Origin of the sequence: Frankia canadensis, assembly GCF_900197875.1 — a bacterium.
Classification (GTDB): domain Bacteria; phylum Actinomycetota; class Actinomycetes; order Frankiales; family Frankiaceae; genus Frankia; species Frankia canadensis.
Genome location: NZ_FZMO01000001.1, coordinates 75,442 through 92,861 on the forward strand (window position 1 = coordinate 75,442; position 17,420 = coordinate 92,861).

The 17,420-nt window shown below is 67.9% G+C and carries 11 protein-coding genes; 6 read left to right on the forward strand and 5 right to left on the reverse strand.

The window, feature by feature from the left end; genetic code table 11:
- The first annotated feature begins 25 nt into the window (after positions 1-25).
- The 6 genes from C1A33_RS00310 to C1A33_RS00340 all read left to right on the forward strand — a co-directional run bounded on the left by C1A33_RS00310 (position 26) and on the right by C1A33_RS00340 (position 11,058).
- The gene (locus C1A33_RS00310; RefSeq protein ID WP_101829511.1) at positions 26-850 is read left to right on the forward strand and encodes an SDR family oxidoreductase; all 825 of its coding nucleotides are present in this window, start codon (positions 26-28) and stop codon (positions 848-850) included.
- Between the two features lie 119 nt (positions 851-969).
- The gene (locus tag C1A33_RS00315) at positions 970-2,010 is read left to right on the forward strand and encodes an LLM class F420-dependent oxidoreductase (protein ID WP_101829512.1); all 1,041 of its coding nucleotides are present in this window, start codon (positions 970-972) and stop codon (positions 2,008-2,010) included.
- Between the two features lie 237 nt (positions 2,011-2,247).
- Positions 2,248-3,741: an FAD-dependent oxidoreductase gene (locus C1A33_RS00320; RefSeq protein WP_165818160.1), complete on the forward strand. Its 1,494-nt coding sequence runs from the start codon at positions 2,248-2,250 to the stop codon at positions 3,739-3,741.
- Positions 3,742-3,999: 258 nt separating this feature from the next.
- Positions 4,000-4,992 carry an aldo/keto reductase gene (locus C1A33_RS00330; protein WP_279354574.1) on the forward strand — a complete coding sequence of 331 codons (993 nt, stop codon included), beginning with the start codon at positions 4,000-4,002 and terminating at the stop codon, positions 4,990-4,992.
- Between the two features lie 348 nt (positions 4,993-5,340).
- Positions 5,341-10,257, forward strand: a complete 4,917-nt coding sequence (locus tag C1A33_RS00335) for a diguanylate cyclase (protein WP_101829516.1) — start codon at positions 5,341-5,343, stop codon at positions 10,255-10,257.
- Positions 10,258-10,500: 243 nt separating this feature from the next.
- Positions 10,501-11,058 carry a DoxX family protein gene (locus tag C1A33_RS00340; RefSeq protein WP_101829517.1) on the forward strand — a complete coding sequence of 186 codons (558 nt, stop codon included), beginning with the start codon at positions 10,501-10,503 and terminating at the stop codon, positions 11,056-11,058.
- A 42-nt stretch (positions 11,059-11,100) separates the two neighbouring features.
- Here C1A33_RS00340 and C1A33_RS00345 read toward each other — a convergent pair whose 3' ends face one another.
- From C1A33_RS00345 to C1A33_RS00365, 5 genes are all read right to left on the reverse strand, one after another.
- A complete protein-coding gene (locus tag C1A33_RS00345; RefSeq protein WP_101829608.1) occupies positions 11,101-11,454 on the reverse strand; it encodes a MarR family transcriptional regulator in 354 nt (117 codons plus the stop codon).
- Between the two features lie 23 nt (positions 11,455-11,477).
- On the reverse strand, positions 11,478-12,254 hold the full coding sequence (locus C1A33_RS00350; protein ID WP_101829518.1) for an enoyl-CoA hydratase/isomerase family protein: 777 nt from the start codon (positions 12,252-12,254) through the stop codon (positions 11,478-11,480).
- A 286-nt stretch (positions 12,255-12,540) separates the two neighbouring features.
- Positions 12,541-14,241, reverse strand: a complete 1,701-nt coding sequence (locus tag C1A33_RS00355) for a GMC family oxidoreductase (protein ID WP_101829519.1) — start codon at positions 14,239-14,241, stop codon at positions 12,541-12,543.
- Position 14,242: 1 nt separating this feature from the next.
- The gene (locus C1A33_RS00360; RefSeq protein WP_165818161.1) at positions 14,243-15,730 is read right to left on the reverse strand and encodes an aldehyde dehydrogenase family protein; all 1,488 of its coding nucleotides are present in this window, start codon (positions 15,728-15,730) and stop codon (positions 14,243-14,245) included.
- A gap of 48 nt (positions 15,731-15,778) precedes the next feature.
- Complete coding sequence (locus tag C1A33_RS00365) at positions 15,779-16,987, reverse strand: cytochrome P450 (protein ID WP_165818162.1); 1,209 nt, start codon at positions 16,985-16,987, stop codon at positions 15,779-15,781.
- Between the last annotated feature and the right edge of the window lie 433 nt (positions 16,988-17,420).

The window sequence follows — 17,420 nt, forward strand, 5'->3', positions numbered from 1 at the left end:
ATCGGAGATCAGGAGCTGCGAGAAGATGAGCAAAGTGTGGTTCGTTACCGGATCCTCTCGAGGGTTCGGTCGCGTGTTCGTGGAGTCCGCGCTCCAGGCGGGTCACCAGGTCGCCGCCACGGCCCGCAACGTGGACACGCTCGCTGATCTGTCCGCCACGTACGGGGACGCCGTCCTCGCGCTACCGCTGGACGTGACGGACAAATCCGCCGTCGATAGCGCGGTCAAGGCCGCGGTCGCCCGCTTCGGCCGGCTCGACGTGGTGGTGAACAACGCCGGCTACGGTCTGTTCGGCGCCGTGGAGGAACTCAGCGAGTCACAGATTCGTGACCAGCTCGAGACGAACTTCTTCGGCGCGCTATGGGTCACTCAGGCTGTGCTCCCACAGCTGCGTGAGCAGCGCGAAGGGCACATCATCCAGATCTCGACGATCGGAGGAATCGCGGCCTTCCCGAATCTCGGCGGATACCACGCCTCCAAGTGGGCGCTGGAGGGCCTCAGCGAGGCCCTGGCCCAGGAGGTCGCCGCGTTCGGCATCAAGGTCACCCTGGTGGAGCCGGGTGGGTTCAGCACGGACTGGGCCGGTTCCTCCGCTGTACGTACGGTTCCCAACCCCGCCTACGACTCCATGCGTCAGGTGATGGCGGAACGCTCGAAGGCCGGCTCCTCGTCCGCTGGGGATCCCGCGGCCGCCGGCCCGGCGCTCATGAAGATCGTCGAGGCGGAGAACCCACCGCTGCGGGTTCTGTTCGGTGCGCCGCCGACCCAGCTCGTCAAATATCTGTACCAGCAGCGGCTGAACACCTGGGCCCAGTGGGAGGACGTGTCCATTCAGGCTCAGGGCGGCTGACGGTCGACTGGTTTGACCAGGGTGCCGCCGGGCGCTTCGTCGACGGGCCGCACCGGTAGTTCCTCCCTTTTCTGGGCGTCGCCTGCCCGAACGCCGATGACGTTCCACGGAGTGATTCCATGAAGCTTGCGATGACGCACCCGTACTCAGGGGACTTCCGCGCCTTCGCGGCGATGCTGCCGGACCTGGAACGAGCCGGTCTCGACGCAGTGCTGTTGCCCGAGGCCTACTCCTTCGACGTGATCAGCCAGATCGGCTACCTGGCCGCCATCACCGAACGAATGGAGATCGGTACCGGCATCGTCAACGTGTACTCCCGCACACCGGCATTGCTGGGCATGACCGCCGCCGGCTGCGACCACGTCACGGGCGGGCGGTTCATCCTCGGCCTCGGCGCCTCGGGCCCGCAGGTCGTCGAGGGATTCCACGCCGTCCCCTTTGTCGCGCCGCTCGCCCGGACCCAGGATGTCATCGAGGTCGTGCGTAAGACCGTTCGCCGTGAGGTGGTCGCCCACGACGGGCCGGCGGTCACGATTCCGCTGCCACAAGGGCAGGGCACCGGATTGGGCAGGCCGCTGAAGCTGGTCAACCGGCCCGACCGCCCCGCGGTGCCCGTCTGGTGGGCGGCGCTGAAGACCGGTGCGGTGCGGGCGGCGGCGCGACTGGCCGACGGCTGGATTCCCTTCCTGTTCTTCCCCGAGCGCGCGAAGCTGGTGTGGGGGGAGGCACTCGCGGAAGGGACGGCGCTGCGCGCGCCTGAGCTTGGCTCCCTGGATGTCTTCGCCGGCGGCCGGGTCGCGATCGGTGCGGACGTCGATGTCGACGCGGTCCGGGACGCGGTCCGGCCTCAGGTCGCTCTGTACGTCGGCGGGATGGGCGCGCGGGGAAAGAACTTCTACAACGACATCGCCACCGGATACGGCTTCGGTGCCGCCGCGAAGGTCGTCCAGGACCTCTATCTGGACGGCAAGAAGAAGGAAGCGGAGGCGGCGCTGCCCACCGACCTCCTCGATGGGTTGATCATGGCCGGTCCCGCCGCGGCGGTCGCCGATCGCGTCGCCGCATACCGTGATGCCGGAGTCACCTATCTCGAGATCATCCCGCACGGCGGAGATCCGGTCCGGATCGTCGAGCGGATGCGCGCCATCGTCGACGCGTGACGACCTCCGGAGCGCCGGTCCTCCGTCGCCCGGGTGCCGTCGCGGCGGTTTGTCGCAGTGGAATCAAGGGGATCTACGCGAACGGCAGCCCGTCCGTGACCGGGAGGGACCGATAGACCGACCGGGTCGTCGTGCTCGTCGTGACTGCCGTAGTGGAGGTCGCCGGATCTTCGTGACGCCATGGGCGCCAGGCGAGGACCGTCCTTGTTCGTGGCAGCCGAGAAGGAGTTGACAGAGATGACCCAGGTTGAAACGACCGCCGACGGTCCCAGTGACCTGGAAGGGCCATGGGACGTCGTCGTCGTCGGTCACGGGGCGGCTGGGCTGACCGCGGCGCTTTCCTTCTTAGAGGAGTCTCCGCTGGCACGGGTCGCGGTTCTCGACCGGGCTGACCGACAGCACCGCGGCGGCTCCACCGCGTGGACGACATCGGCTTTCCGGCTCGACGGTGACGCGCAGCTGGACCCCGGATGGGCGGAGATCGTCCGGGCCACGTCGGGGCACCACGTCAACGACGAGTACATCGAGGCGTTCTACGAGAACGCCACCGAGACGCTCAACTGGATCCGCGCACACGGCGTCGAGATCGGGAAGCACCAGGTGCCCTTCCAACTGGCGTTCGGCCGGCAGGTCTGGTTTCCCGTCGGCGGCGGGAAGGCGATCGTCGAGGCGCTCGGCGCGGCCATCGAGGGACGCGGAGCGTCCGTCTTCTACAGCACGACCGCGCTGCGGCTGGTGACCGGTGCTTCCTCGCGCGTCGAGGGCGTCGTGGTGCGCTCCGGCGACGGTACCGAGCACACGATGCGGGCGCGGTCGGTCGTGCTGGCGAGCGGCGGGTTCGAGGCGAACCCCGAGATGCTCTCGCGGTACATCCCGAACGCCCACCGGCTGAAGACCGTCTCGCCGGGCACGGACGTGAACACGGGCGCCGGCATCCGCATGGCGATGGAGATCGGCGCCGACACGGCCGGGCAGTTCGACGGCGCCCATCTTGAGCCCGTCGACCCGCGCTCGTCCAACCGCGAGGGCCAGGTGGGGTCCTGGCTGTTCGGGATCCTCGTCAACCAGCGCGGCGAGCGCTTCATGGACGAGGCAGAGCGTCCGCACGACATTCACTTCGACCAGGTCGGCAACCGGATCTTCCGCAACCAGAACGGGCGCGCCTACGCCATCGTCGACGCGGGCATCCGAGCGGGCGTCCCTCGATTCGAGGCGCTCAACGATCAGGAGAACCCGCCGCTGCGGGCCGACACGGTCGAGGGCCTCGCGGAGCTGCTCGGGGTTCCGGGTGACGCGCTGCGCCGCACCATCGAGGAGTACAACGAGGCCTGCCAGGACGGCGAGTTCGACCCGGCGCGTCTGGATGGGAAGGCGACCGCCGGGATCAGCCCCCGAAAGTCGAACTGGGCCCAGCCGCTGGCGAAGCCGCCCTACGAAGGTGTTCCGGTAGAGGCCAACATCTGCTTCACCTACGGCGGTCTTCGCGTCGATGGTACGTCGCGTGTCCTGAACACTGACGGGCGGCCGATTTCAGGCCTGTGGGCCGCCGGCGAGATCACCGGAATTTTCCACGAGCTGTACCCGGCGGGCACCTCCGTCCTCCGTTCTCTCACCTTCGGCCGAATCGCCGGCAGGGAGGTCGCCGCGGAGCTCGCGGAGGCCGGCGCGCCTGCTGGCGGTTCGGCAGCTGTGGAAGCACCGTCCGGATCCGCGGCGCACTCCATGGTCTGAGAATCCGCCCGGCGGCATCCGGGACGCTGTCCACGGGCCTGCTGATCGAGACCGCCGAGCCGTGCCGTGGCGCGAGCACGTCCAGGGCTCGGCGGTCACGGTCGGCATCTCGGTCCTTCGCCATAACCTCCTCGGCGGCCGGCACACCCTGTCCCGAGGCGATGAGGCGTGTCGGCGCCCAGGAACGGTCTGCTGCGGGATCCGGCTGGTGGGCGCCCCATCCGTCGACGACACGGCCTCCGACGAGGGATGATGACGATGGAACATGTTCGGCTTGGTCGGACCGGCCTGCAAGTGTCACGGCTGTGTCTGGGGACCATGACGTTCGGTCTGCAGTGCGACGAGGAGCAATCACGATCGATTCTCGATCGTGCCGCGGAGGGCGGGATCACGTTCCTGGATACGGCCGATGTCTATCCGCTGGGCGGGACCGTCGAGACCGTCGGCCGCACGGAGGAGATCATCGGCCGCTGGCTGGCTGGTCGTCGCGACGAGTTCGTGGTGGCGACGAAGTGCGTCGGGCCGATGGGCCCTCGGCCGTGGAACCGAGGCGCGTCGCGGCGGCACATCCTCGACGCCGTCGATGCGTCCCTGCGTCGGTTGAACACCGACTTCATCGATCTCTACCAGCTGCACCTCTATGACCGCGATACGCCGATCGACGAGACGCTCAGGGCGTTGGACGACGTGGTCCGTTCGGGCAAGGTCCGCTACGTCGGGGTGTCCAACTTCCTCGCCTACCAGCTCGCGCGGGCGTTGGGACGTAGCGAGGCGTTGAACCTGGTCCGGTTCGACTCGGCCCAGCCCCGGTACAGCCTGCTCTTCCGGGAGGTCGAGCGCGAGCTGTTTCCGCTGTGCCTGGAAGAAGGCGTCGGGGTGATCCCGTACAACCCACTGGCCGGGGGGTTGCTGTCGGGCAGGCACGACCGCACGAGTCCGCCGGCGGGCGGCAGCAGGTTCGCTCTCGGTACCGCCGCGAGCCACTACCAGCGGCGGTACTGGCAGGAGCGAATGTTCGACACCGTCGACGAGCTGACCGCCGTCGCGGCCGCGCTCGGCGTGGCCCTGCCGACGTTGGCGGTCGCCTGGTCGCTGGCTCAGCCAGCGGTGACCGCTCCGATCATCGGCGCCAGCAGGCCGGAGCAGTTGAAGGCCACCCTCGCCGCCATGGACCTGCATCTCGACGACGAGCTGCGGTCGCGTCTGGACGAGCTGACCGTGGACTACCGCCGCGGCGACCTCGGCGTCTGACCACACCAAGCTTGCGGGCTTGCGGGCTGACGGCACTCTGGCCACGTCAACGGCGCGTCTCTGCGATCACATGCGTCCGGAGCGGTGTGGGGAGCCAGCGGCATCCCGGTCGACACGAGACAGTGCTCGACCCTGGGATCCACGGGCGGTAGCGGCGTGTCTGCCAAAAATGAGAAGAGTGTTCACCAGTCGCGCTGGTTATCCTCTATGGTCTGCTGGTTCGTAATACCCCTTGCCGGCAGCAATGACGTGGTTCGTCGGGGACGGCGCGAACAACATTGTTGTGGTCTCCGTAACTTGGGCATACTAGGTGGGTTGGGGGCGTACGACGTTTCGCGAGGTTCGCTGATGTGTTCCGATGGCATGCCGCTGAATCGTGATCCTCCGCTGGTGCTGCGGACGGAACTGCTCCACGAGTCGGAGCGAACGCGGGTGTCGCGGCTCGCGACGACAGCGGGGAGTGTGATCCGGAAGGAGCCGCTGGGGCCAGGGGCACAGCGACGGTTGGGGCATGAGGTGGAGATCCTCAAGCACCTGTCCGACGTTGAAGGAGTCGTGCACTTGGCCGATCCGGCGCCGCTGTGCCCCGGGTCGCTCCTGCTTGCCGACGTCGGTGGCATGGCGCTGTCGGAGTGGGGCGTTCCGTGGAAACCGGCCGCCTTGGTCGATCTGGCCGAAGCGCTTGCGCGGGCCGTGGCACAGATGCACCGCCAGGGCGTGGTGCACCTGGACATCAACCCCGCGAACATCGTTGTCAGTCCTGACCGTCGAGTCACGTCTCTTATTGACTTCGCGCTTGCCACGACTTTTGCGGCAATCCGGCAGGAATTCCAACATAGCAGTGAGATTGTGGGAACAGTACCGTACCTGGCGCCGGAGCGGACCGGTCGGACCGGTCGACCTGTAGACCAGCGTGCCGATCTGTACGCGGTCGGGGCCACCCTGTATGAGCTGGCGACGGGCGCACCGCCATTCGGGACGGGTCCTCCCCTCCAAATGATTCATAACCATCTCGCGCGGGTGCCGGTATGGCCGTCGAGGATCAATCCGGTGGTACCCGAAGAGCTGTCCGACATTATCATGCACCTTCTTGAGAAGGAGCCGGACGATCGTTACCGGAGCGCCGACGGGTTGATATACGACCTCGCTCTGCTGTCTCGTGGCGCGGCGGTCGTGCGCCCTGGAGAGCACGATCTTCCGAAGCGACCGCTCATGACGGCGCGGCTGGCCGGGCGTGATCGGGAGATCGGCGAGCTGCGAGCGGCCTTCGCCGAGGTGATGACGGGCCGCTGCCCCGGGGTCGTCCTCAGTGGTGCCCCGGGCGTAGGCAAGACGTCGCTGGCCAACGAGCTACGTCCGGTCGCGGCGAGTCACGATGGCTGGTTTGTGGCGGGCAAATTCGACCAGTACCGCCATGGCCGGGAAAATAATGGCCTGATGCAGGCATTCAGGGCGCTGGGCCGGTTGTTGCTGGCTGAGCCCGAGGAGAGCCTGGTCGCCGTGCGCTCCAGGATCGAGCAGACGTTAGGACCGAACACCGGTCTCGCTGCGTCGATGGTGCCGGAGCTGGTGACCCTCCTGGCTGTCGCCCCCGAGCCGGGGGATCCGATGACAGCGCAGGCGCGCGCGCAGCGCAGCAGCATCGACGTACTGCGCGCGGTCGCTTCCCGTGAACGGCCGGTTGTGTTCTTCATCGACGACCTGCAGTGGGCCGGACGTTTCTCGCTGGGCTTCATCGACTCGATTCTCGGCGGTGAGGAGGAGGTCGACGGCCTACTACTGGTGGGTGCCTTCCGCGACAGCGAGGTAGACGCCGCCCATCCCTTGGCGTCCATGATTCCACGGTGGAGTCGTCAGGCAGTCAGGCCGCGCATCCTGCAGCTGGGCAATCTGACGCCGGAGGGCCAGGAGGCCATGGTAGCCGGCCTGCTGAAACTACCCTCGCCGGCCGCCACGCAGCTGGCACAGATGATCGCTCCATTGACCGGCGGCAATCCCTACAACACGGTTGAGCTACTCAACTCGCTGCGACAGGACGGCATACTCACTCCCAGTGAAGGCCGCTGGCGCTGGGACCGGGCTGAGCTGCGCCGGCGCTTGACGCACGCCGACGTGGCGGAACTGGTGACGACCCGCGTCGCCGCGATGCCGCCCAAGACCCAGGAGACGCTGGCGGTGATGGCCTGCCTGGGGAGCCGAGCCGAGCTCGACCTTCTGGAGGTGGCGACGGGGCTCGCGGGGGACGAGCTTGAGCGGCGGCTCGCTCCCGCGTGCGCCGCTGGTCTGCTGGTGCTCGATTCCGATGGGCGGCCCAGCGTGCGGTTCCACCACGACCGGAGTCAGCGGTCCGTCCTGGCCCACCTCCTCCCCGAGGTGCGACAAGCCACTCGGCTGGGCTTGGCCCGCCGCCTGGCCGGCCGAAGCGAGTTCTTCGCGTCAGCGGCAGAGCAATACCTGCTCGTGGCCGACTCCGTACACGACCCACAGGAACGGCGGCTGATGGTCACGCAGTTCCGGCGGGCCGCCGACGAGATCGGAACGCTGGCGGACACTCCGCTGGTGGCGAGATTCCTGTCCGCGGCGGCGAAGCTCATCGACCCGAGCGACACAGGCCAGCTGCTGGCGGTGCGCATGGACCTGCACGCCGCCCTGTACCGCCTGGGCCGCCTAGAGGAAGCAGACGACGAATACGAGGCCATCAGCCGTCTGTGTGCCGACCCGGCGCAATGTGCACCAGCCACTGCGATACAGATTGGCAGCATCTTCAACCGTGGCCGCGTCGGCGAGGCGCTGCGGCTCGGCCTGGACGCGTTGCGCCGCGTCGGCCTTGTCATCCCGGATCGGGACCACCTGGACGCGGAGATCGACCGCGGGCTCGACGTGCTCTCCCGCTGGATCACCGAGACCAGCGAGTCTGACGATCTTCGGCGGTCGACGGTCAGCGACCCAGCTCGCGTCGGCGCCGTTCAGCTCATCCACCGACTCATGCCTCCGGCCTACTGCTGCGATCAGACGATGCTGGCGTGGCTGGCCGTGACGACGATGCAGATGTGGGCGCGGGATGGCCCGGATCCCGCCCTGGTCGGCCCGGGCTGCTATATCGGATCAGTGATCGTCTCCCGCAGGCATGACTACCGCACCTCGTTTCGCATCCTTCGGCGGATTCTCGCTGTGAGCCGAGCACGTACCTATGAGCCTGACGTATGGCGGGCGCAGCTCCTGTATATCGTCGACTCCGCGCACTGGTTCGAGCCCATCGAGAATAGTCTGCCTGCGGCGCGTAGCGCGCTGGAGTGTCTTGTCCGGGATGGTGATCTACTAAACGCCTGCTATGCGCACTTCGTTATTATCTGCGATCTCCTCGACTGTGCGCCGTCACTCGAAATCCTTGCCGCGGAGGTCGACGAGGCGGTCGCATTCACCGCACGCACCGGCAACGGGCGAACAGAAGAAGTCTTCCGGGCATACCGTCGGCTCGTCCGAGCGTTGCGAGGAAGGCCCGTGGAATCGGCGGCTGACGAGGCGTCCGAGCCAAGCCTGCTGGCCGTCGAGCCGGACGTCCTCGTCATACTGCACGTCACCCGGGCGCTCGCTGCCGCGATTCTTGATCATCCGGATGAACTCGATCGGCACACGGCCGCTGTGACACCATTGCTGCCGACCTTTGAAGCGACCTACATTAGTACGACGGCACGTGTGCTGCGCGCACTGGCTCTGGCGGCCAAGATCCGCGCTACGGACGCACCTCAGCGCGATGCCATGCTGCTCGAACTAGACGGTTTGGTCGCATGGCTGGGCGAGCGGGCAGCCGACGCACCGGCGAACTTCCGACACCTGCTGCGCCTGATCGAGGCGGAGCGGGCGTGGGCCGTCGGCGACTTCCAAGGGGCGGTGTTCGCGTTCGACGCGGCGCAACTGGAGAGTTCCGCGCGTGCACGTCCGTGGCACAGGGCACTCATCCTCGAACACGCAGCGCGCTTCTACCTGGCCCACGGCGTTGTGGGAGCTGGCCACGGCCTGCTCGTCGCTGCCCGCGGCCTGTACCTGGACTGGGGTGCGGCCGCCAAGGTCAGTCAGCTCGACTACGTCCATCCCGCGCTGGCGGCCGAGCCCGCCAGCGCCAGTTCGGCCATGAAATCAACAGTCCAGCCACCCGTCCGCCGATCTACCGTGATGGCCGGCACCCTTGACCTGCTCGGCATCGTTGCCGCTTCGAGAGCGCTGAGTTCCGCGACCAGCATCGATGGTCTGCGGGTCAAGGTCGGACAAATCCTGGGAGAGCTGACCGGTGCGACTGCCGTCCACCTGCTCCTGCGGGACGAGGAGCAGCGCACGTGGTGGGTGCCTGTAGACGAAGGGGGGGCGGTCTCCCTGGAGGAGGCCAGCCGGCGGCGCCTGTTGCCAACCTCGGTCATCTGGTACGCCGAGCGCACTCGCGGTCCCGTCGTCATCGCCGATGCAGCCCGCGACGACCGGTTCGGCCAGGATCGTTATTTCGCGGGACTGGACCGCTGCTCACTGCTGGCCGTACCGATCTTGATCCGGAGCGAGCTGCGGGCCATGCTGCTCCTGGAGAACCGGATGATCCGCGGCGCGTTCACCACCGAACGCCTCGAAGGGATCATGCTCATCGCAGCACAGCTCGCGGTCTGCCTGGACAACTCCCTTGTTTATGCCTCACTCGAACGTAAGGTTGCTGAGCGCACCGAGGAGCTCGCGACCTCGAACCGACGGCTCGAACAGATTTCGGTCACCGATGCGCTGACGGGGCTGGCCAACCGGCGGCGTCTCGACGAAGTACTCGATGCCGTCTGGCGGCAGGCTCGGCGCCAGGCGACACCCGTCGGGTTCGCGATGATCGACATTGACCATTTCAAGGCCTACAACGACCACTTCGGACACGCTGCCGGCGACCGGTGCCTGCAACGCGTCGCCGCCTGCGTAGCGGCCAGCATCCGCGACAAGGACCTCGCCGCCCGTTACGGCGGTGAGGAGTTCGCGATTGTGATGCCGGGTGCCGACGCGGACGCCGCCACCCGGATCGCGGGCCGGCTGCGGTCTGCCGTGGCTGAACTGGCCGAATCGCACCCGCGGGTCGCCGACCAGATCGTCACAGTCAGCATCGGTGTCATGTCGATGGTTCCCACACCGAAGGACGACGTGAAGGCTCTCGTCAAACTCGCCGACGCGGCGCTGTACCGCGCCAAAGATCGTGGGCGTAACCGGGTGGAAGCAGCACTCCCGAACTCCGAGCGCGATAGGTGACCGGCGGCCGGATCTGGCACACCACATGGTGCGTCGCGCGGGAGGCGTCGCTGATGTTGAATCCAACGATGTCGACCGAGAAGCGACCGGCACGGCAGTCCCGCCGTGAACCACACGCGTCGCACCAGGTACTCTCCTGAGTCCTGGATGCACGATGATGGTCGCGGATGTAGGGTTGGCGTGTTGCCAAAGACGAGCAGTCGACGCAGCCCACGATCACATACCTTAGAAAGGGAGGCGCTCGTGACCGCTGCGGACACCGCGGATCTTGTGCTGCGGGTCGTCGTCGGTCTGACGATCGTCGCACACGGCTACAACCACATTTTCGGGCCGGGCGGCGTCCAGGGTACCGCTGGCTGGTTCGCGAGCATGGGGCTCAAGCCCGGGATCATGCATGCCTGGGCAAGCGGTCTGATCGAGCTGGTCGCTGGGATGGGGCTGGCGGTCGGGTTGTTCACGCCGTTCAGCGCCGGGGCGATCATCGGGATCATGGTCGTCGCCGGGATGACGGCGCACCGGAAGAACGGTTTCTTCATCTTCAAGCCGGGCCAGGGCTACGAGTACGTCCTGATGATCGCGGTCGTCTGCCTGGCCATCGCGACGTTCGGTCCTGGGCGCGCCTCAGTGGACCACTCGCTCACGATCGACGACAACCTCGACGGCTGGCTCGGCGGGCTGATCGCGCTGGTGCTGAGCGTGGTCGGCTCGGCGGGTCTGCTGGTCACCTTCTGGCGTCCGGAGCCGCCCAGGCCGGCCACGATGGCCACCCAGGACGTGCAGGCCAAGCAGGACGCGCAATAACTGGCCTTTGCTAACCTTTCCCGGGGTGTACAGGCGCGCCGCTCACAGGTGGGTGAGCCGATCAAGGAGCGTCAGCGCGTCGAGAAGGATCTGGCGCTCGGCCTCCGTGTAGTTATGGTGCAGGGCTCGGGCGAGCCACTCGGCCCGGGCGGCCTGGTCGCCCTCGGCGCGGCGGCGGCCGGCGTTGGTGAGAGTGATGAGCTGCCGGCGGCCGTCCGTTGGGTCCTGGTCCCGGCGGATCAGCTCGTGCCCGGCGAGCACCTGCAGCATGGCGGTCATCGACTGCGGACGAACCCGTTCTGCGATCGCCAACGCACTGGCAGTCCAGGCGCGGTCCTTGCCAAGCCGGGCCAGCACGGAGATCTGCGACGGGGTCAGCTCTCCGTCGTCGGCGATCTTTCGAAGGTGGCGGCCGACGGTTAGTGGCCGGTGAAGGTGGCCTTGCCGGGTCCGTTCTGCTGGAAGGACTCCATGCCGTTCTTCTGGTCCTCGGTGCCGAACAGGCCGACGAACAGGCCGGTCTCCAGTCGCAACGCCTCCGACAGTCCTGTCTCCAGACCGTCGTCGATGGCGCGCTTGGCCGCGGCCAGCGCGAGCGCGGGGCCGTCGACGTACTGCCTGGCCCTGCGCAGCGCCTCGGCGTAGACCTCGGCCGCCGGGACGACGGCGTCGGCGAGCCCGATCGCGAGCGCCTCCTCGGCGCCGACCTGACGGCCGGAGAAGACAAGTTCCTTGGCCCTGGCGGGCCCGACCAGCCGCGGCAGCCGCTGGGTGCCACCGGCACCCGGGATCACGCCGAGCAGGATCTCCGGCACGCCGAGCTTGGCGTTGTCCGCGAGGATCCGGAAGTCGGCGCACAGGGCCAGCTCCAGCCCGCCGCCGAGCGCGTAGCCGGTCACGGCGGCGAACACTGGCATGGGAAGGCGAGCGACCGTCTCGAAGGTGGTGCTGAGCTCGCTGACCCAGACAGAGATGCCCGCGTAGTCCTTGGCCGCCATCTCCTTGATGTCGGCGCCGGCCGCGAACGCCCGCTCGCCGCCGTAGATCACGACGGCGCGGATGTCAGCGCGCCGCGACGCCTCCAGCGCCACCTCCCGCAGCTGCGCGGTGAGCTCGGCGTTGAAGGCATTCACCTTCGGCCGGTCCAGCCGAATCGTCCCAACCCCGTCCGCAACCTCTAGTCGTACGACCGCCACCGGCCGACCTCCTCCTTACACCATCCCTGAGCCGGGCACCTGCCGCAGGCCCGGCCTCGATCTGTCCGGCCTCGACCGAACCCGACCGTACGTGGCGGCGGCACCTCCCGTGGTGACCCGCCCGGTGCACGAGTGCCCGGGAGCTAACCACGAGACGTGCGCGGCCACGACCGGTGAAAGCGATCGCAGTATCAGAACTGTCGCCGGTGAAACGGTCCAGAATGTGCCGTCATCGGCGATGGTTCTGATGCCTCACTTCAAGGGTCGTCCTGAACTCTTCGCTTTCTCAGCGGCCTAGGATCAGGTCGGCACCCTTCTCGGCGATCATGATGGTTGGGGCGTTCGTGTTCCCACTCGTCAGCGTCGGCATGACCGAGGCGTCCACGACCCGCAGGTTCTCCACCCCTCGTACGCGCAGCGTGGGGTCCAGCGGCGCCGACGGGTCGGAGCCCATGTGCACGGTCCCCGCCGCGTGCGAGCCGCGGTGCGCGAACTTGCGCAGCCACTGGCGCAGGTCGTCCTCGGACTGGGCGATCGCCCCCGGTAGTTCCTCGCTGGTGACATACCGGCTCAGGCTGGGCTGAGCGAAGATCTCCCGGGCGGTCAGGCAGGCGTCGACGAGGCCCTGCAGGTCGTCGGGATGGCCGATCAGCTCGTGGTGGATCGTCGGCGGGTCGGCGGGGTTGGCCGAGCGCAGTCCGACGCGGCCGCGTCCCTTGGGATGCGTGACCGACGGGATGACGATCACGCTGGACGTGCGCAGCAACTGCATGTCGTGCACGTCGTGGTCGTAGGTCGCGGCGGACGCGAGCGAGGCCTGGAACTTCTCGTACTCGCTCAATTCCTCGCTGTCGGCCGTCCCGGTCCCCTCTTCGGCCGGCTTGCTCGCCTTCTTGCCCGCGCCGGCGCTGACACCGAACGGACCGAAGACGATCTCGGTCTCGGTACGGTTCTTGCTGCCCCCGAAGACCACCGCGTGCGCCATGGACGCCGTCGCCGCTCCGCGGCCCCGGATGACAAAGTCCAGCCCGTGCTTCACGACTCCGATCGGCGTCATCTCCCGATTGAGGGTGCGCACCGTGACGCCGTACAGCATGTGGGCATACGGGTGTTCCTGCAGGTTCTCGCCCATCAGTGGAGAGTCGGCCACCACGGGGATGCCGAGTTCGGCCAGCCGGCCGGCCGGCCCGACACCCGAGACCATCAGCAGCTTCGGCGAGCCGATGCTGCCCGCGCTGACGATCACCTCCGTGCCGGCGTGCGCGCGCTTGACCTCGCCCTGATGGAGGTATTCGACGCCGACCGCCCGCGTACCCTCGAACAACACACGGAAGACCATGGCGTCGGTACGGACGGTGAGATTGCGCCGTCGCGCCGCTCGGGCCAGGTACGCCCGGGCGGTGCTGGCCCGCCAGCCACGGCGCTGGCTGACCTGCCCCCGGGAGACGCCGAGCTGACTCTCGCCGTTGTAGTCGGGGTTCAACGTGTGCCCGGCCTCGACAGCGGCGTCGATGAACGAGGTGGTCAGCTGATGGTCGACCCGGATCGGGCTCACCGACTGCGGCCCCCCCGACCCACGGAAGGCTGGATCGCCGACGCCGCGGAAGTGTTCGGCGCGCTTGAAGTAGGGCAGCACATCAGTATACGACCAGCCGTCACAGCCGGCTTTGGCCCACTCGTCGAAATCCGCCGGGTTGCCCCGCACCCAGACCATCGCGTTGATGGAGCTGCCGCCGCCGAGTACCTTTCCCGCGGCCCAGGTGTCGACGTGGCCGCCGCGCGAGGCGTCCGGTTCGGCACGGTACTGCCAGTCGTACTTGCGGCTGAGCCGCTGCGTACCCGCCGGGATCCGTATGTTGGGCGACCGGTCATGACCACCGGCCTCGAGCAGCAGCACCGAGGCGGCCGAATCGGCACTGAGCCGGTCAGCCAGTACGCACCCGGCGCTGCCGCCGCCGACGATCACATAGTCAAACGCGGTGCTCATGTCAGGACCTGACCGCAGGACGAGGGACGCGCGGCTGGCCGTCCAGGAACGTCGCCCGAACCTCCACGTACGGGTCGAGGCCCTCGGGACCGAACTCGCGCCCGATGCCTGACGCCTTGAACCCGCCGAACGGGATGCCGATGTCCGTCATGTAGCTGTTGTTGAAATGCACCGAGCCTGCGCGCATCCGGGCGGCGACGGCGCGCATCTCCTTCTCGTCGCCACCGAAGACGGCGGACGAGAGCCCGTACGCGGTGCCGTTCGCGATCTCGATCGCGTCCTCGAGCTCGTCGTAGTCGAGCACCGTCAGCACCGGGCCGAAGATCTCCTCCTGGGCCACCTTCGCATCCGCCGTCACCCCGTCGATGATCGTCGGGCTGATGTAGTAGCCACGGTCGAGGCCGGCCGGCCGGCCGCCGCCGCAGACGACGCGTCCGCCGGCGGCGACGGCCGACTCGATGAAACCCAGCACCCGGTCGTACTGTGCCTTGCCGGCCAGCGGCCCGACGTTGGTCGCGGGGTCGCGCGGGTCGCCGACGACGAGGCTGCTCACGGCCTCGGCCAGGGCCTGGACGATCTCCTCGCGGCGGTCGCGGGGCACCAGCATCCGGGTCATCGCCGCGCAGGCCTGCCCGTTGTTGCGGGTGAAACCCGGGGGAACGGTCGCCAGGATCCGGTCGACGCTCGCGTCGGCGAGGACGATGCCGGCCGACTTGCCGCCGAGCTCGAGGGTCAGCCGCTTGAACTGCCGCGCGACGGCCGCCGCGATGACGGCGCCGGTGGTGTCGCTGCCCGTGAAGGCGACCTTGTCCACCGACGGGTGGCGCACGAGGTGATCGGAGGCCTCCGTCCCGGCGGCGAACACGCTCAGCACGCCCGGCGGCAGGCCGACGTGCTCGGCCGCGTCGCCGAATGCCAGCTGGCTGAGCGCGTTCATCGGCGACGCCTTGATGATCGCGGTGCAGCCGGCGAGCAGCGCGGGCACGATCTTGCTCGCGGCGAGGCTGAACGGCGCGTTCCACGGCGTGATCGCCGCGACGACACCGACCGGCACCCGTTCCAGCTCCGTGTGGACGCCCGAGACGCCCGTCCGTGTCTCCTTCCACGGGTAGTTCTCGTAGATGGATGCCACGTAGGCGGCGAGGCCCGCGACGCTGTGCACGCCGCCTCGGGCAAGGGCGACCGGCACTCCGGTCTCGGCGAGGAACTGGTCGCCATACTCGTCGGCCCGGGACCGCAGGTAGTCCCCGAGGGCCAGCAGGAGGTCCATTCGCTCCTTGCGCGACAGCGCCTGCCACGGGCCGGAGTCAAAGGCGGTCCGCGCGGCGGCCACGGCCTCGTCGACATGGGCGACGCTGGCGAGAGGGGCCTGGGCGAACACTTCTTCCGTGCTCGGGTCCACGAGGTCGATCAACTGGTCGTCGTCGACGCGGACCCAGCGTCCCGCTACGTAGACGTCCGATCGGGTGATGAGTGTGTTGGTACCCACTGCGCATCCATCCGTTGGTTCGGTCATAGCGATTTCTGCCGCCGGGACTCAGACGGCCGCGGCGGCCATCTTCGGCGCAAGCTCGATCGGGAAGACGCTGTAACCGTTGTTGTGGGACTCGCCCACGAATCTGCGGCACTCCTCGCGCACGACGCGGAAGTCGGGGAACCGCTTGAGCAGGCTTCCGATCATCAGGTTCAGCTCCATCCGGGCCACCTCGATGCCCACGCAGCGGTGCACCCCGAACCCGAACGTCAAATGAGACTTGACGGGGCGGTCGATATCGATGGCCTCGGGGTTGGGGAAGACCGATGAGTCGTGGTTCGCCGACAGGACGGACCCCAGCACGCGCTCGCCCGCGAACATCTGGACGCCGTCCACGGTCGTGTCCTCGAGAAGCCGCCGGGCCACCTGCAACACCGGCGGATGGATGCGGATGGCCTCCTCGACCGCCTGGGGGATCAGCGACGGGTCGGCTATCAGCCGGGCCCTGATCTCCGGGTGACTGTCGATAACGCCCAAGCAGTGCTCCAGCGCGGCGGTCGTCGTCGCCACACCGCCGCCGATGACCGTCATGATCGTCGAGAGGCAGCCGGACAGCGGCAGCGGTTCGCCGTCGAACTCGGTCATCACGAGAGCGCTGACGTTGTCGTCGCCCGGGTTCTCTCGGCGGCTGCGGCAGAGCTCGGCGAGGAAGCCGACCAGCCAGCCCATCTGCTCCTGCGCCTCGGCGAACTCCGGTGTGTCGCGCTCGAGCACGTCCATGGCGTTGAACGGCCAGGCGATCCGTGGGGCGAGTTCGGGATCGATGCCGAGCAGCAGGGCCACCATGTACCCGGGCATCATGCCGATCTCGGTGACGATGTCCATGCGGCCCGTCGGTTCGACCCGGTCCAGCGTCGCGTTGATGTATGCGGTGAGCGGCTCACGGTGCTGTTCGAGTGCGCTGCGGCTCATCCACTTCGCGATGGCTGCGCGGTACGGCGAGGACTCCGGCGGATCGATCTCAAGCGGATACAGCAGGGTCGACGACTGGTTGGCGGGAACGGCCGCGCCACCGTCCCATGTCCCGTCCTCTCGCTGGATCCTCGCGGAGGAGAAAAGCTCAGGCCGCTTCAAGGCGTCCTTGATCTCGCGGTAGCGGCTCAGAACCCAGAAGCCACCGTGCTCGTCGCTCCACCCGACTGGGCACTCCTCCCGGAGGCGGGCATGAGTTTCTTGCGCATTCGCGATGTAGTCCGCCGAATGGTGGTCCACCGGACACGTCGGACGGGTTGGAGTCATGTGAGCCTCCTGGCAAAGGGGTCAGTCTCTTGACGCGCGAGAAATGTCTGGGCGGGTCGCGTCGCATCGAGGCCGTGCGCGCAATCCATCGCCCTCGAGGTCGGGCTCGAGTGGAGTTCAAATCTCGAGTCAATCGACAGCGGCTGGGCCGTCATGATCGAATATTTTCGCCGGCACCTCGACGTACCTCGTGGCTGTGCCACGTCACCTCGACATCGCGACCGTCGATATCCTGAATGCAGGATACAGTCATTGGTGGTCATGGGTTCGCCCCGCCCGGCCCTTGTCTGACCGGTCCATCAAGATCCGTTCGTCCGGGGCGCCCGCCGATGCCTGTCTCGCGGTGGCCGAGGCTGCCGCCGACGATGGCCGCGTCACCTTCTCGACCGGCCTCGGCCTCGTTCGG

What these genes read in the sequence shown, in the direction of transcription:
- C1A33_RS00315 (WP_101829512.1), top strand. Translation starts at nt 970, where the DNA reads ATGAAGCTTGCGATGACGCACCCGTACTCAGGGGACTTCCGCGCCTTC.
- C1A33_RS00310 (WP_101829511.1), top strand. Translation starts at nt 26, where the DNA reads ATGAGCAAAGTGTGGTTCGTTACCGGATCCTCTCGAGGGTTCGGTCGC.
- C1A33_RS00335 (WP_101829516.1), top strand. Translation starts at nt 5,341, where the DNA reads ATGTGTTCCGATGGCATGCCGCTGAATCGTGATCCTCCGCTGGTGCTG.
- C1A33_RS00330 (WP_279354574.1), top strand. Translation starts at nt 4,000, where the DNA reads ATGGAACATGTTCGGCTTGGTCGGACCGGCCTGCAAGTGTCACGGCTG.
- C1A33_RS00320 (WP_165818160.1), top strand. Translation starts at nt 2,248, where the DNA reads ATGACCCAGGTTGAAACGACCGCCGACGGTCCCAGTGACCTGGAAGGG.
- C1A33_RS00355 (WP_101829519.1), bottom strand. Translation starts at nt 14,241, where the DNA reads ATGAGCACCGCGTTTGACTATGTGATCGTCGGCGGCGGCAGCGCCGGG.